At 65.7% G+C, this 14495-nt stretch carries 18 protein-coding genes; 13 read left to right on the forward strand and 5 right to left on the reverse strand.

The genetic code is table 11. The features are described 5' to 3' along the window. Nucleotides 1-44 precede the first annotated feature (44 nt). Nucleotides 45-593 (forward strand): cytochrome b, encoded by a 549-nt coding sequence (locus JQX08_RS03665; RefSeq protein ID WP_204914796.1) that lies wholly within the window; start codon nucleotides 45-47, stop codon nucleotides 591-593. A 111-nt stretch (nucleotides 594-704) separates the two neighbouring features. Here the strand turns inward: JQX08_RS03665 and JQX08_RS03670 are convergent, their stop codons facing one another. Beyond that, a complete protein-coding gene (locus JQX08_RS03670) occupies nucleotides 705-2609 on the reverse strand; it encodes a potassium transporter Kup (protein WP_204914797.1) in 1905 nt (634 codons plus the stop codon). 234 nt (nucleotides 2610-2843) lie between these two features. Here JQX08_RS03670 and rimO point away from each other — a divergent pair, with 234 nt between their 5' ends. The 9 genes from rimO to tsaA all read left to right on the forward strand — a co-directional run bounded on the left by rimO (nucleotide 2844) and on the right by tsaA (nucleotide 9713). After that, nucleotides 2844-4169: a 30S ribosomal protein S12 methylthiotransferase RimO gene (gene rimO / locus JQX08_RS03675; RefSeq protein WP_204914798.1), complete on the forward strand. Its 1326-nt coding sequence runs from the start codon at nucleotides 2844-2846 to the stop codon at nucleotides 4167-4169. 248 nt (nucleotides 4170-4417) lie between these two features. Continuing rightward, nucleotides 4418-5017 carry an HD domain-containing protein gene (locus tag JQX08_RS03680; RefSeq protein WP_204914799.1) on the forward strand — a complete coding sequence of 200 codons (600 nt, stop codon included), beginning with the start codon at nucleotides 4418-4420 and terminating at the stop codon, nucleotides 5015-5017. 144 nt (nucleotides 5018-5161) lie between these two features. Next, the gene (locus JQX08_RS03685; RefSeq protein WP_204914800.1) at nucleotides 5162-5593 is read left to right on the forward strand and encodes a VOC family protein; all 432 of its coding nucleotides are present in this window, start codon (nucleotides 5162-5164) and stop codon (nucleotides 5591-5593) included. A gap of 140 nt (nucleotides 5594-5733) precedes the next feature. Then, a complete protein-coding gene (locus JQX08_RS03690) occupies nucleotides 5734-6231 on the forward strand; it encodes a thioesterase family protein (protein ID WP_204914801.1) in 498 nt (165 codons plus the stop codon). A gap of 73 nt (nucleotides 6232-6304) precedes the next feature. Continuing rightward, nucleotides 6305-6700 (forward strand): YciI family protein, encoded by a 396-nt coding sequence (locus tag JQX08_RS03695; protein ID WP_204914802.1) that lies wholly within the window; start codon nucleotides 6305-6307, stop codon nucleotides 6698-6700. Nucleotides 6701-6798: 98 nt separating this feature from the next. After that, nucleotides 6799-7506: an rRNA pseudouridine synthase gene (locus tag JQX08_RS03700; protein ID WP_204914804.1), complete on the forward strand. Its 708-nt coding sequence runs from the start codon at nucleotides 6799-6801 to the stop codon at nucleotides 7504-7506. Between the two features lie 58 nt (nucleotides 7507-7564). Beyond that, entirely contained in the window at nucleotides 7565-8026 is a 462-nt protein-coding gene (locus JQX08_RS03705) for a YehS family protein (protein ID WP_204914805.1), read from the forward strand. A 111-nt stretch (nucleotides 8027-8137) separates the two neighbouring features. Continuing rightward, a complete protein-coding gene (locus JQX08_RS03710) occupies nucleotides 8138-8908 on the forward strand; it encodes an SDR family oxidoreductase (RefSeq protein ID WP_204914806.1) in 771 nt (256 codons plus the stop codon). A 112-nt stretch (nucleotides 8909-9020) separates the two neighbouring features. After that, on the forward strand, nucleotides 9021-9713 hold the full coding sequence (gene tsaA / locus JQX08_RS03715) for a tRNA (N6-threonylcarbamoyladenosine(37)-N6)-methyltransferase TrmO (protein ID WP_204914807.1): 693 nt from the start codon (nucleotides 9021-9023) through the stop codon (nucleotides 9711-9713). A 3-nt stretch (nucleotides 9714-9716) separates the two neighbouring features. Here the strand turns inward: tsaA and JQX08_RS03720 are convergent, their stop codons facing one another. Continuing rightward, a complete protein-coding gene (locus JQX08_RS03720) occupies nucleotides 9717-10019 on the reverse strand; it encodes an antibiotic biosynthesis monooxygenase (RefSeq protein WP_204914808.1) in 303 nt (100 codons plus the stop codon). A 58-nt stretch (nucleotides 10020-10077) separates the two neighbouring features. Between JQX08_RS03720 and JQX08_RS03725 the strand changes: the two genes are divergently transcribed. Further along, complete coding sequence (locus JQX08_RS03725; protein WP_204914809.1) at nucleotides 10078-10491, forward strand: VOC family protein; 414 nt, start codon at nucleotides 10078-10080, stop codon at nucleotides 10489-10491. A gap of 59 nt (nucleotides 10492-10550) precedes the next feature. Here the strand turns inward: JQX08_RS03725 and fpr are convergent, their stop codons facing one another. Continuing rightward, nucleotides 10551-11330, reverse strand: a complete 780-nt coding sequence (gene fpr, locus JQX08_RS03730; RefSeq protein ID WP_204914810.1) for a ferredoxin-NADP reductase — start codon at nucleotides 11328-11330, stop codon at nucleotides 10551-10553. 118 nt (nucleotides 11331-11448) lie between these two features. Here fpr and JQX08_RS03735 point away from each other — a divergent pair, with 118 nt between their 5' ends. After that, nucleotides 11449-12375, forward strand: coding sequence for a LysR family transcriptional regulator (locus JQX08_RS03735; RefSeq protein ID WP_204914811.1), 927 nt, complete (start codon nucleotides 11449-11451; stop codon nucleotides 12373-12375). A gap of 1 nt (nucleotide 12376) precedes the next feature. Here the strand turns inward: JQX08_RS03735 and JQX08_RS03740 are convergent, their stop codons facing one another. Together JQX08_RS03740 and erdR are read right to left on the reverse strand one after the other, a co-directional pair. Beyond that, nucleotides 12377-12742, reverse strand: a complete 366-nt coding sequence (locus tag JQX08_RS03740; protein WP_204914813.1) for a diacylglycerol kinase — start codon at nucleotides 12740-12742, stop codon at nucleotides 12377-12379. A 76-nt stretch (nucleotides 12743-12818) separates the two neighbouring features. Next, complete coding sequence (gene erdR / locus JQX08_RS03745) at nucleotides 12819-13469, reverse strand: response regulator transcription factor ErdR (protein WP_204914814.1); 651 nt, start codon at nucleotides 13467-13469, stop codon at nucleotides 12819-12821. Between the two features lie 124 nt (nucleotides 13470-13593). On the opposite strand from erdR, the gene JQX08_RS03750 reads away from it, so the two are divergent. Further along, nucleotides 13594-14487, forward strand: coding sequence for a DMT family transporter (locus JQX08_RS03750; protein WP_204914815.1), 894 nt, complete (start codon nucleotides 13594-13596; stop codon nucleotides 14485-14487). Nucleotides 14488-14495: the final 8 nt, after the last annotated feature.

The following is a 14495-nucleotide window of genomic DNA, read 5'->3' on the forward strand; positions in this document are numbered from 1 at the left end:
TTTCCAACCCGCCATGTCGAGCGGGACTACCGCAAGGAGCCGTGATGAGCCTGACCACTTCCCCGTCCCGCTACGGACGTCTTTCGATTGCCCTGCACTGGCTGATGCTGGTGCTGATTGCCGGGCTGTACGCCTGCATCGAGCTCAAGGGCAACTTCCCCAAGGGCAGCGAAACCCGTGAGTTGCTCAAGCAGTGGCACTTCATGCTCGGCCTGTCGGTGTTCGCGCTGGTCTGGCTGCGCATTCTCGGCCGCCTGCTCAGCCCCACGCCGCGCATCGAGCCGGCCATTCCGGCCTGGCAGAACCTGCTCGCCAAGCTGATGCACCTGGCCCTGTACGGCCTGATGATCGGCGCGCCGCTCGCCGGCTGGCTGATCCTCAGCGCGGCCGGCAAGCCGATTCCGTTCTGGGGTCTGGAGCTGCCGGCGCTGATCGGCAAGAACCCCGACCTGGCCAAGCAGATCAAGGAAATCCACGAAACCGCCGGCACCGTCGGCTATTGGCTGATCGGCCTGCATGCGGGCGCGGCGCTGTTCCATCATTTCGTCAGCCACGACAACACCCTGACGCGGATGTTGCCGGGACGCGGTTAGTAACAAGGGAGCTTCTCGCCCCGCTCCGATCGCGAATAAATTCGCTCCTCCAAGGGCCTGGGAGGCCGCTTTGGTAGGAGCGGATTTATCCGCGATGCCGGCACCGCCGGGTCAGATCTCGACCTGGGTACCCAGCTCGATCACCCGATTCAAGGGGAGGTTGAAGTAGCGCAGGTTGCCGTTGGCGTTCTTCAGCAGGAAGGCGAACAGGTTCTCGCGCCAGCGCGCCATGCCGATGCGCTTGGACGGAATCACCGTCTCGCGGCTGAGGAAGTAGGTGGTGCGCATCGGGCTGAAATCCAGCTCGTTGAGGTGGCACAGCTTCAAGGCGCCGGGGACGTCCGGTTCCTCGACGAAGCCGAAGTGCAGCAGCACGCGGAAGAACCCGTCGCCGTAGGCCTCCACCTCGAAACGCCGATCCGGGGCAATGCGCGGCGTGTCCTCGCTGATCACCGTGAGCAGCACCACCTGCTCATGCAGCACCTGGTTGTGCAGCAGGTTGTGCAACAGCGCGTGGGGCACCACGTCGGGCCGCGCGGAGAGGAACACCGCGGTGCCGCGCACCCGGTGCGGCGGATCAGAGCGCAGGCTGGCGATGAACAGCGAGAGGGGCAGCGCGCTCTCGTCGAGGCGGTCGACCAGCAACTGCCGACCGCGCTTCCAGGTAGTCATCAGCACGAACAACGCCGCGCCGGCCAGCACCGGGAAGGCCCCACCCTGCACCACCTTGGGCAGGTTGGCGGCGAAGAACAGGCTGTCCACCGCGAGGAAACTGAGCATCAGCGGTATCGCCAGCCACGGCGACCAGCGCCACAGCAGCAGCATCACCACGCTGAGCAGCACCGTGGTGCACAGCATGGTGCCGGTCACCGCCACGCCATAGGCCGAGGCCAGCGCGCCGGAGGATTCGAAACCGAGCACCAGCAGCACCACGGCGACCATCAGCGCCCAGTTGACCCCGGCGATGTAGATCTGCCCCTGCTCATGGCTCGAGGTGTGCTGGATGAACATGCGCGGCACATAGCCGAGCTGGATGGCTTGCTGGGTCAGCGAGAACGCCCCGGAAATCACCGCCTGCGAGGCGATCACCGTGGCCAGCGTGGCCAGCCCGACCAGCGGCAGCAGCGCCCAGCCCGGCGCCAGCAGGTAGAACGGGTTGCGCGCCGCTTCGGGGTTGAAGAGGATCATCGCGCCCTGGCCAAAGTAGTTCAGCACCAGCGCCGGCAGGACCAGGATGAACCAGGCACGGGCAATCGGCTGGCGGCCGAAGTGGCCCATGTCGGCATACAGCGCCTCGGCGCCGGTCAGCGCCAGCACCACCGCGCCGAGAATCGCCACGCCGATGCCCGGATGGGCGATGAAGAAGTTGACCGCCCACGCCGGGTTCATCGCCTTGAGCACTTCCGGGTGCTGCCAGATGCCATACAGGCCGAGCGCGCCAAGGACCAGGAACCAGACCACCATCACCGGGCCGAACAGCGTGCCGATCCGCGCCGTGCCGTGTTTTTGGATAAGGAACAGGGCCACCAGCACGATCAGCGCCAGCGGCACCACCCAGTGCTCCAGGCCGTCGAAGGCGATCTCCAGGCCCTCGACGGCCGACAGCACGGAAATCGCCGGGGTAATCATGCTGTCGCCATAGAACAGCGCTGCGCCGATCAGGCCAAAGATCACCAGCACAGCGCGCAGTTTGGGATGCGGCAAGGCCGCGCGCAGCGCCAGGGTGGTCAGTGCCATCACCCCGCCCTCGCCGCCGTTGTCGGCGCGCAGGACGAAGATCACGTACTTGAGCGACACCACCCAGAGCAGCGACCAGAAGATCAGCGACAGCACGCCGAGCACGCCGTCGTGGTTGATCGACACACCGTAGCCACCCATGAACACTTCCTTGAGGGTGTACAGCGGGCTGGTGCCGATGTCGCCGTAGACCACCCCGACGGCCGCCACGAGCATTCCCATCGCCGAGCGTGAATGCGTGTCGTGGTGGTCAGCGTTCCCTGCAGCAGCATCGGACATATGCGGGCATCCCTCGGAAAAAAGTGGGCGCATCCTGCTCCGCTCCGATCAACAAGACAAGAGTGAACACGGCTTGGCCTGAGTCAATATAGAAGCTCTTACCTACAATTACCCTTCGCCGCAGGGTGGCCTGCACGGCGCCAGAAAGAGGCTGGTCAAGGTCGCGACCTGCCGCTAGAATTGCGCACTTTTTGATCAGAGGCGCCTCGTGAGCGCCCTTCGAGGTTAGCCGCCATGTCCACTCCCGCCACGCCGAAAGTCGGTTTCGTCAGCCTCGGATGCCCGAAAGCCCTGGTCGACTCCGAACGTATCCTCACCCAACTGCGCATGGAGGGGTACGAAGTCGTCGGCACCTACCAGGACGCCGACGTCGTGGTGGTCAACACCTGCGGCTTTATCGACAGCGCCAAGGCCGAATCGCTGGACGTGATCGGTGAAGCGATCGCCGAGAACGGCAAGGTCATCGTCACCGGCTGCATGGGCGTGGAAGAAGGCAACATCCGCAACGTGCACCCCAGCGTGCTGGCCGTCACCGGCCCGCAGCAGTACGAGCAGGTGGTCAATGCGGTGCACGAAGTGGTGCCGCCGAAGACCGAGCACAATCCGCTGATCGACCTGGTGCCGCCGCAGGGCGTCAAGCTGACCCCGCGCCACTACGCCTACCTGAAGATTTCCGAAGGCTGCAACCACAGCTGCAGCTTCTGCATCATCCCGTCCATGCGCGGCAAGCTGGTCAGCCGCCCGGTCGGCGACGTGCTCGGCGAGGCCGAGCGCCTGGTCAAGGCCGGCGTCAAGGAATTGCTGGTGATCTCCCAGGACACCAGCGCCTACGGCGTCGACCTCAAGTACAAGACCGACTTCTGGAACGGCCAGCCGGTCAAGACGCGTATGAAAGAGCTGTGCGAAGCGCTGTCGAGCATGGGCGTATGGGTGCGCCTGCACTATGTCTACCCATACCCGAACGTCGACGACGTGATCCCGCTGATGGCCGCCGGCAAGCTGCTGCCGTACCTCGACATCCCCTTCCAGCACGCCAGCCCGAAAGTCCTCAAGGCCATGAAACGCCCGGCCTTCGAAGACAAGACCCTGGCGCGCATCAAGGCCTGGCGCGAAATCTGCCCCGAGCTGACCATCCGCTCGACCTTCATCGTCGGCTTCCCCGGCGAGACCGAAGAAGACTTCCTCTACCTGCTCGACTGGCTGACCGAAGCCCAACTCGACCGCGTCGGCTGCTTCCAGTACAGCCCGGTGGAAGGCGCCCCGGCCAACGATCTGGGCCTCGAGGAAGTGCCGGATGACGTCAAGCAGGAACGCTGGGAGCGCTTCATGGCCCACCAGCAAGCGATCAGCGCCGCCCGCCTGCAGCGCAAGATCGGCCAGGAACTCGAAGTGCTGATCGACGAAGTCGACGAGCAAGGCGCGGTCGCCCGCTCCTGGGCCGACGCCCCGGAAATCGACGGCAGCGTGTTCGTCGACGCCACCGATGTGAAGCCCGGCGACAAGATCCGCGTGCGCATCACCGACGCCGACGAATACGACCTGTGGGCCGAGCCGGTCTGACCTAGCCCCCAGTCCGCTGGAACCCAGAAAACAAAAAGCCCTGCCCACGTGCAGGGCTTTTTTATGCCGATTTCCACCGCCCTGCCTCCCCGACATGCTTCGCAGGCCTGGATGCCAGCTCGGCAAACGGCAATGCCAAGCAGCTGCAGGCTGATAAAGTCACTCAACCGTCTGGCAGCGGCCATCGCGCAAGCCTCGTCAACACCGTGCGCCGCCGCCCTTTAGCTCAATCGTTAGGCAGAAAGACCATGGAACGAGACGATTTGTCTCAGCAGTTGCTGTTTCTCAGGGAGATTGACCGGCTCAAGGGAGTAGTCCGCCAATCGCCTTTGCTCGATCGAAGCCGCAAGGAGAACTCAGCCGAGCACTCCTGGCATTTGGCGATGTACGCCTGGCTGCTGTCGGCGTATGCGGCGGAGCAAGTGAACGCCGGCCGAGTCATCCAGATGCTGTTGCTGCATGACGTAGTCGAAATCGACGTCGGCGACACGCCGCTGCACAGTGGCGGTTCGCACGCGGAACAGTCCGCGTTGGAAACCCAAGCCGCGGCGCGTCTGTTCGGCCTGCTGCCGGATGCCCAGCGTGACGACTTCATGGCGTTGTGGCTCGAATTCGAGCACGCAGAAAGCGCCGATGCGCAGTTCGCCAAGGCGCTTGATCGCTTTCAGCCGCTCCTGGTCAATGTGTTCACCGGCGGCGGCACATGGGTTGAAAGCGGCGTGTCGTACGAGCAGGTCATTCAGCGCTACGGCCCGGCGATCCGGAATGGCGCGCCGCGTCTGTGGGCCATCTGCGAGCAGTGGCTGGCACAACATTTCGCCGAGCGAGGCGGCTCGACGCCCAACTGAGCAGGTCATCCACGTAAACGGCCAACCCTCGCCTGGACGCCGCCGGCCGTGTCTGCGTCAAACCGATGGAACTCTGCCACGCCTGCAGCCGTCCACCCACCGACACCCCTGATTTCGTAGCTACCTAAGCCAAAGGAGGACGGAATGGAAACGCAGGAACTGCACCGCGGCCGCCTGATCGACCACATTCAACTGGTGGTACGCGACCTGGCCGCCGCACGACGCTTCTACACCGGCATCTTTACCAGCCTGAACATTCCCATCGGCGGCACTGCCGACGACTACTTCTGGGCCGACGAATTGTTTGTCTCTACCTCCGCAAGCGAAGCCGCGCAGGGAGAGCTGACCGGTCGCCAGCATCTCGCGTTCCAGGCGGAGAGCCGGGCGATGGTCGAGTCGTTCTACAAGGCCGCATTGGCCAGCGGCGGACGGGACAACGGCGCACCGGGAGAGCGCGCGCAGTATCACCCCGGCTACTACGCGGCCTTCGTGCTCGATCCGAACGGCAACAATATCGAAGCGGTGTACCACGGCGAGGCCAGGCGCAGCGCCGCGTCGGTGCGCATTACCTTCTAAGTCGGCGGGCCCGGACAAGCGCTGCGTGTCCGGCCACCTGCAGGACGGCAAGCGCGCAGCGGCCATCCCGGTTTGGCGCCCGATTTGCCTTCACCGCCCCTTCAGTGTGAACGTTGCGCATCTCACGAAAGGAATCGCCAATGTCCGGACTGCTGCGCAACCTTCTCGCCTTTGTCCTCGGCCTGCTTCGTTATGGCAGTCAGACCGCTGATCAGGCGGTGCTGACGCGTTTCTGGGTCACCCCGTTCGACGCGGGCATCCGCGTGCTGAAGAGCGACAAGTACCTGCAGTTCGCCGAGACCGCGCAAATCGACTACCTGCTCAAGGTCGGCCAGTTCTTCGCCGTGCTGCGCAGCGGTGCGGGCTTCGTCAACGTCGCCCAGCAGGTCCGATTTCTGCGGCCGGTGCCGCTGTTCAGCCGGGTGCGCGTTGAGACGCGCCTGCTCTACGCCGACGCCAAGTGCGCGTATTTCGCCCATACCCTGCAGGTGCGCGGCAGCACAGCCGCCGAGGTGCTGGTCAAGATGAAGTTCAAGCATGGCGCGCGCACCCTGGCGCCGACGACCTTCCTGGACGTCGCCTTCGCCGAGATGCCGCCCCAGGTGCGCAACTGGGAGCCGGCGTTGCAGGCGCGCTAATCGCGGTGCGCCGCGCCAATCGGGCCTACCCTGACAGTCCATTCGCCCGTTTGCCGCGCCGCCGGAGGTAACCATGACCCAGCCGCACACCCTCTCGGAATACCTGGTGATCTCCCGCGGCCAGTGGGACAGGGACAAGACCCTCGAGGAGATCCAGCAGGCCATCGATGCGTTCTACGTCTGGCACGACCGCCTGGTCGACGCCGGGCGGATGCGGGCCGGGCAGCGTCTGGCACGCGAGGGCAAGCTGGTGTCGCGGCACAGCATCACCGACGGACCGTTCGCCGAGACCAAGGAAATCATCGGCGGCTACTGGTTCATCCGCGCCGCCAGCCTGGCAGACGCCGCGGCGCTGGCGGCGGAGAACCCCTGCCTGGCCTGCGGGCTGAGCTACGAAATCCGCCCGCTCGAGGCGCAGCGCGCCAGCGCATTCACGCCGAACAACGAGACGCCGCAGCCCCACGCCTGAGCGCTCGTCGCGACTTCGCCACACCGCGCCGCGTTTCTTCCCCGGCCCGCTACCCGCCTGGGGTTACAATGGCAGCCCTTACCCTGTCCGGTGTCCCCATGTCCGAGCCCATCCGCCTGTCCAAGCGCGTCATCGAACTCACCGGTTGCTCGCGCCGCGAGGCCGAGCTGTACATCGAAGGCGGCTGGGTGACGGTCAACGGCGTGGTGATCGACGAGCCGCAGTTCAAGGTGCTGGAGCACAAGGTGGCGCTGCTGCCGAATGCCAGCCCTGCCCCGCTGGCCTCGGTAACCCTGCTGCTCAACCTGCCAGCCGACATGGAGGCCAATGCGGTGACCCTGCTCAGCGCGGCCAGCCGCTGGGCCGACGACCAGACCGATATCCGCCCGCTCAAAGGCCATTTCACCCACCTGAGCAGCGCCCTGCCGCTACAGCGCCAGGCCAGTGGCCTGCTGGTGTTCACCCAGGACTGGCGCACCCGGCGCAAGCTGACCGACGACGCCGCCAAGCTGGAGCAGGAGTACGTGGTCGAGGTGGCGGGCACCATTGCCGCCGATGGCCTGGAACGCATGCGTCGCGGCCTGCGTATCAAGGGCCAGGAGCTACCGCCGGCCAAGGTCAGCTGGCAGAACGAAACCCACCTGCGCTTCCCGCTGAAGAACCCGCAGCCGGTGCAGATCGTCGCCATGTGCGAAGCGGTCGGCCTCAAGGTGCTCAGCATGAAGCGCATTCGCATCGGTGGCGTGCCGATGGGCAAGCTGCCCGCCGGGCAGTGGCGCTACCTGGCCGCCGGCGAGCGCTTCTGACGACCGCCGCCCCCTCACGCCGGCCATCCCGCCGCCCCTTTTCTTTCAGGACACCACCATGCTCAACAACGATGTACTGCGCAGCGTGCGCTACATGCTCGACATCAGCGACGCCAAGCTCGGCGAAATCCTCCAGCTGACCAATTACGAAGTCACCCCGGCGGAGATCACCGCCTACCTGAAGAAGGACGACGAAGCCGGTTTCGCGCCGTGCGACGACGAGGCGCTGGCGCACTTCCTCGACGGCCTGATCCTCCACCTGCGCGGCAAGGATGAGAGCCGCCCGGCACCGGCGATCGAGCTGCCGCTGACCAACAACCTGGTGCTGAAGAAGCTGCGTGTCGCCTTCGAGCTGAAGGAGGACGACATCCTCGGCCTGCTCCAGGCGGTCGATCTGCCGGTGTCGCGCCCGGAGCTGAGCGCGCTGTTCCGCAAGCCCGGCCACCACAACTACCGCGTGTGCGGCGACCAGCTGCTGCGCAACTTCCTCAAGGGCCTGACCCAGCGCGTGCGCGGCTGAACCACACACGTCACGGCGCCGCATGATCGGGCATTCCGCAACGCGATAATGCGACCCGCGAGACCGACAGACGTTTAGGGTATCGCCATCCCAACGTCACGAGGACTCGCCATGCACCCCTACTTCTCCCTTCAGGGCCGCACCGCCCTGGTCACCGGCGGCACCCGCGGCATCGGCAAGATGATCGCCAAGGGCTTCGTCGAGGCCGGCGCGCGGGTGTACGTCTGCGCCCGCGATGCCGAGGCCTGCGCCGCCACCGCGGCCGAGCTGAGCGCGCTGGGCGAATGCCACGGCATCGCCGCCAACCTGGCCAGCGAAGCCGGCGTGCAGGCGCTCGCCGCACAGCTGAGCGGCGAGATCGGCCAGCTCGACATCCTGGTCAACAACGCCGGCACCACCTGGGGCGCGCCGCTGGAAAGCTACCCGGTCGCCGGCTGGGAGAAGTGCATGCAGCTCAACGTCACCTCGGTGTTCAGCTGCATCCAGCAACTGCTGCCGCTACTGCGCAAGGCCGGCAACGCCGACAGCCCGGCGCGCATCATCAACATCGGCTCGGTCGCGGGGATTTCCTCGCTCGGCGAGGAAGCCTATGCCTACGGGCCGAGCAAGGCGGCGCTGCATCACCTGTCGCGCGGCCTCGCCCGCGAGCTGGCCAGCCAGCACATCAACGTCAACGTCATCGCCCCGGGACGCTTCCCGAGCAAGATGACCCGGCATATCACCGAGGATGCCGCGGCGATGGCCGAGGACTGCGCGCACATCCCACTGCGCCGCTGGGGACGTGAGGACGAGATGTCGGCCCTGGCGATCAGCCTGGCCAGCACCGCCGGCGCCTACATGACCGGCGCGGTGATCCCGATCGACGGCGGCTTCGCCGCCTGACCCCCTGCGCGGCCCGCGTGGCGCCCCGGCGGCTGGCCCGCCGGGGTGGACGCCCTCCGCCAGTCGCGGCAGGTCGGCTATCATGGGCGCCTTTCCTGCGCCGGCCCGCCCCATGTCCTACAGTGTCACGCCCATCGGTTTCGTCCGCTCCTGCTTCAAGGAGAAGTTCGCCATCCCGCGCCAGCCGCAACTGGCTCCGGCCGCGCGTGGCGTGCTGGAACTGGTCGCGCCGTTCGACCGTGCAGAAGCCATCGAGGGTCTGGAGCAAGTCAGCCACGTCTGGCTGCTGTTTCTCTTCCACCAGGCTCTGGAAGACAAGCCGCGCCTGAAGGTGCGCCCGCCACGCCTGGGCGGCAACCAATCCATGGGCGTGTTCGCCACCCGCGCGACGCACCGCCCCAACGGCATTGGTCAGTCGGTGGTGCGACTCGACAAGGTCGAACCCGGGCGCCTGTGGCTGTCCGGCATTGACCTGCTCGACGGCACCCCGGTGCTGGATATCAAACCCTACGTGCCCTACGCCGACAGCGTCAGCGCGGCGCGCAACAGCATCGCCGAGGACGCCCCGCCGCTGATTGCCGTGGACTGGAGCGACCCGGCGCTGGCACAGGCCACCGAGCACGCCGCGCGCCTCGGCGAACCGCTGGTGGCGCTGATCGACCAATGCCTGGCGCAGGACCCGCGCCCCGCCTACCAGCAGCCGGGCGCCACGCGTCAGTACGGCGTGCGCCTGTGGGACGTCGAGGTGCGCTGGCATTACCCCGAGCCGAGCCGCATCCGCGTACTCGAGGTAGTCGCCGCCTGAACCTCAGCGCGCCGGGTTGAACAGCAGGCCGTCGGCCTCGATGGCGTCCTGGGCGAGGATCAGCGGCTCGACCAGCGGCCGACTGGCGAGGAAATGCGCAGTGCGCATATGCGCCTCGAACGCCGCCTCGTCGACATACACCTCGTACAGCCAGATCAGCAGCGGGTCGCTGCGGTCCTGCAGCACGTCGAACACCAGACAGCCCGGCTCGTCGCGCACCGAAGCCGCGGCGTTGACACGCATCGCGTCGAGAAAGGCCTCGCGGCTGCCGGGGTGCAGACGGGTCTTGAGCAGCAAGCAGTACACGGAAAGCTCCTTTTGTCCTATATTCGTGAAATATTGTATACAAACTGGAGTGCGCATCATGCTCGAACGCCCTGCCCGGCTCAATGGCCTGCGCCACCTCGCCCTGCTGGTCCCTAATCTGGAGGCCTGCGAGCGCTTCTACACCGAGGTGCTCGGCATGCAGGTGCTCAACCGCGCCAACGAGGACCTGGTGTACCTGACCTGCGGCAACGACAACCTCTCGCTGGGGCGCGCGTTCGTCGAGAGCAGCGGCGTGCCGGTGGTCGATCACTACGGCTTCGTGGTGGACAGCGTGGACGAGCTGCACGCCTGGTACGCGTATCTGAGCGAGCGCGGGGTGACCCTCCTCGACCGCCCCTTCGCCCATGGCGACGGCGCCTGGAGCTTCCACTTGCTCGATCCGGCCGGCAACAAGATCCAGCCGCTGTACCACCCGGCGATTTCCGGCCAGCGCTTCAGTATGCCGGCCTAGGCAAGCGGAAACGAAAAAGCCCGCCAGGAGGCGGGCTTTTTTGTATACAGCTCGGCGGCTTACTTCTCGACGAAGGCCCGCTCGATCAGGTAGTCACCCGGCTCGCGCATGCGCGCGGATATCTTCAGGCCGAAGCTGTCGAGCACTTCGCTGGTCTCGTCGAGCATGCTCGGGCTGCCGCAGATCATCGCGCGGTCGTCCTGCGGGTTGATCGGCGGCAGGCCGATGTCCTCGAACAGCTTGCCGCTGCGCATCAGGTCGGTGAGACGACCCTGATTCTCGAACGGCTCGCGGGTCACGGTCGGGTAGTAGATCAGCTTGTTCTTCAGCTCTTCGCCGAAGAATTCGTTCTGCGGCAGGTGCTCGGTGATGAATTCGCGGTAGGCGACTTCGTTCACGTAGCGCACGCCGTGGACCAGAATCACCTTTTCGAAGCGCTCGTAGGTTTCCGGGTCCTGAATGACGCTCATGAACGGCGCCAGGCCAGTACCGGTGCTGAGCAGGTACAGGTGCTTGCCGGGGTTGAGGTCATCAAGCACCAGGGTGCCGGTAGGCTTCTTGCTGATGAGGATCTCGTCGCCTTCCTTGAGGTGCTGCAACTGCGAGGTCAGCGGACCGTCCGGCACCTTGATGCTGAAGAACTCCAGGTTCTCTTCCCAGTTCGGGCTGGCGATCGAGTAGGCGCGCATCAGCGGGCGACCGTTGGGCTGCTGCAGGCCGATCATCACGAACTGCCCGTTCTCGAAGCGCAGGCCCGGGTCGCGGGTGCACTTGAAGCTGAACAGGGTATCGTTCCAGTGGTGGACGCTGAGCACGCGCTCGACGTTCATGTTGCTCATGCTGGCTTCCTCAGAAATAAAGACCTGCACCCGCTAAGGGTAATGGCGCGGGATTCTAGTGGCAGGCACAATATCTGTTAAGTGGATTATTAAGATATAGGTTATCGGTTATATCGATATGCGATTTACACTCAGACAGCTTCAGGTGTTCGTCGCGGTCGCCCAGCAGGGCAGCGTGTCGCGTGCCGCCGAATCCTTGTCGCTCTCCCAGTCGGCCGCCAGCACCTCGTTGACCGAACTGGAGCGGCAGTCCGACTGCCTGCTATTCGACCGCGCCGGCAAGCGCCTGAGCCTCAACTCGCTCGGCCATCAGCTGCTGCCGCAGGCGGTCGCCCTGCTCGATCAGGCCAAGGAGATCGAACGCCTGCTGATCGGCAAGAGCGGTTTCGGCTCGTTGGCGGTCGGCGCCACGCTGACCGTTGGCAACTACCTCGCCACCCTGCTGATCGGCAGTTTCATGCAGCGTCACCCGGAATGCCGGGTGCGCCTGCATGTGCAGAACACCGCGAATATCGTCCAACAGATCGCCCACTACGAACTTGATCTGGGTCTAATCGAAGGCGATTGCCAGCACCCGGAAATCGAAGTGCAGCCGTGGGTCGAGGACGAGCTGGTGGTGTTCTGCGCCCCGCAGCACCCGCTGGCACAGCGTGGCGGCGCGACGCTCGACGAGCTGACCCGCGAGGCGTGGATTCTCCGCGAACAGGGCTCCGGTACGCGACTGACCTTCGACCACGCCATGCGCCACCACCGCACCGCGCTGAACATCCGCCTCGAGCTGGAGCACACCGAGGCAATCAAGCGCGCCGTGGAGTCGGGCCTCGGCATCGGCTGCATCTCGCGCCTGGCGCTGCGCGACGCGTTCCGCCGCGGCAGCCTGGTGGCCGTGGAAACCCCGGAGCTGGACCTGACCCGGCAGTTCTACTTCATCTGGCACAAACAGAAGTACCAGACCGCCGCCATGCGCGAGTTCCTCGAGCTGTGCCGCGAACTCACCGGCGGCGTGCAGCGTAGCGACGACATCGTGCTGCCGCCCATCGCCTGACTCAGCCGAGCAGGATGGTCGCCCACACCGCGACGATCAGGCTGAGGGCGACGAACTGCGCGGCGCTGCCCATGTCCTTGGCGTTCTTCGACAGCGGATGGCGATCCAGGGAAATCCGGTCGATGGCCGCCTCGATGGCCGAGTTGAGCAGCTCGACGATCAGCGCCAGCAGGCACACGCCGATCATCACCGCGCGCTCGCCGCGACTCACCGGGAAGTAGAAAGCCAGCGGGATCAGCACGATGTTCAGCAGCACCAGCTGGCGAAAGGCGGCTTCGCCGGTGAACGCGGCGCGCAGGCCGGCCATCGAGTAACCGCCAGCATTAAGGATACGTTTGAGGCCGGTCTGGCCTTTGAAGGGCGACATAGCACGCAACTACTCAGTCGAAGAATTCGCCGCAGGCTAGCCTGTCCGGCGTCAAAAAAGCATGAATTTCCGGCACTTAGCTGCCGGGAATGGATTCCATATGTTGCAGCAGCAGCGCCGCCTGGGTGCGCGTGCGCACGCCGAGCTTGCGGAAGATCGCGGTGACGTGGGCCTTGATGGTCGCCTCGGAGACGTTCAGCTCGTAGGCGATCTGCTTGTTCAGCAGGCCCTCGCAGACCATGGTCAGCACGCGGAACTGCTGCGGCGTGAGGCTGGCCAGACCGGCGCTGGCGGCCTTGGCTTCGGCGGAGACGCTGGCCACGTCCTGCAGCTGCGGCGGCCACCAGGTGTCGCCGTCGAGGACCAAGCGCACCGCCTGCTGGATGGTCTCCAGCGGGCTGGACTTGGGGATGAAGCCGCTGGCACCGAACTCGCGGGCGCGCGCGACGACCGCCGCCTCTTCCTGCGCGGAGATCATCACCACGGGAATCTGCGGGTACTGCCCGCGCAGCAGCACCAGGCCGGAGAAGCCATAGGCGCCGGGCATGTTCAGGTCCAGCAGCACCAGGTCCCAATCGGCCTTCTCGCCCAGCCGGCCTTCCAGTTCGGCGATGCTCGCCGCCTCCACCAGGCGCACTTCTGGGCCGAGCCCGAGGGTCAGGGCTTGGTGCAGGGCGCTGCGAAACAGGGGGTGGTCATCGGCAATCAGGATTTCGTAGGCGGCCATGGGGCGGATCCTGTTCTTCTAGTAGTGGGGCCGGAGGCGGCGCCCAGCATGCCGAGCGCGGCTGGGGTGGTCAAGTTCCGTGCTTTGCGGCACAGTTTGCGGCTTTTCCGCTCGAGACCGCCCCATGAAACGCCAAGCCCTGCGCGCCGATCTGCTGATGTTAGTCACCGCGATGATCTGGGGTTCGGCCTTCGTCGCCCAGCGCGTGGGCATGGACCATATCGGCCCGTTTCTGTTCTCCGGGCTGCGCATGGGTCTGGGCGCACTGGCGCTGCTGCCGCTGTTGCTGCTGCGCCGCCAGCAGACCGGCGCGCAGCCGCTGAATCGCGGCCTATGGGTCGGCGGCGGCTTGATGGGCCTGGCCCTGGCGCTCGGCGTCAACCTGCAGCAGGTCGGCCTGCTGTTCACCAGCGTGACCAACTCCGGCTTCATCACCGGCCTGTATGTGATCGTCGTGCCGCTGCTCGGCCTGTTCCTCGGTCACCGCACCGGTCTGGGCACCTGGATGGGCGCCTGCCTGGCGGTGGTCGGCATGTTCCTGCTCAGCGTCGGCGAGAACTTCCAGGTCGCTTCCGGTGACTGGCTGCAGCTGGCCGGTGCCTTTATCTGGGGTGCGCACGTGCTGCTGGTCGGGCACTTTGCCAGCCGCTATGACCCGATCCGCCTGACCATCCTGCAGTTCGTGGTCTGCGCGGTGATCAGCCTGGCGCTGGCCGGGATGTTCGAGGAAATTCGCTGGGACATGATCGTCCAGGCCGGCCCGTCGATTCTCTACGGCGGGCTGATCTCCGCCGGCATCGGCTACACCCTGCAGGTGGTCGCCCAGCAGCATGCGATCGCCTCGCACGCGGCGATCATCCTGTCCCTGGAAGCGGTGTTCGCCGCGATCGCCGGCGCGCTGTTCCTCGGCGAGTCGCTGCACACCCGCGGTTACCTGGGGTGCGCGCTGATGTTCGCCGGCATGCTGGTGGCGCAGCTGTGGCCACAGAAGAAGAGCGCGACGAACGTGGCGACCTGATCAACGCC

It is taken from the genome of Zestomonas insulae (assembly GCF_016901015.1).
Classification (GTDB): Bacteria; Pseudomonadota; Gammaproteobacteria; order Pseudomonadales; family Pseudomonadaceae; genus Aquipseudomonas; species Aquipseudomonas insulae.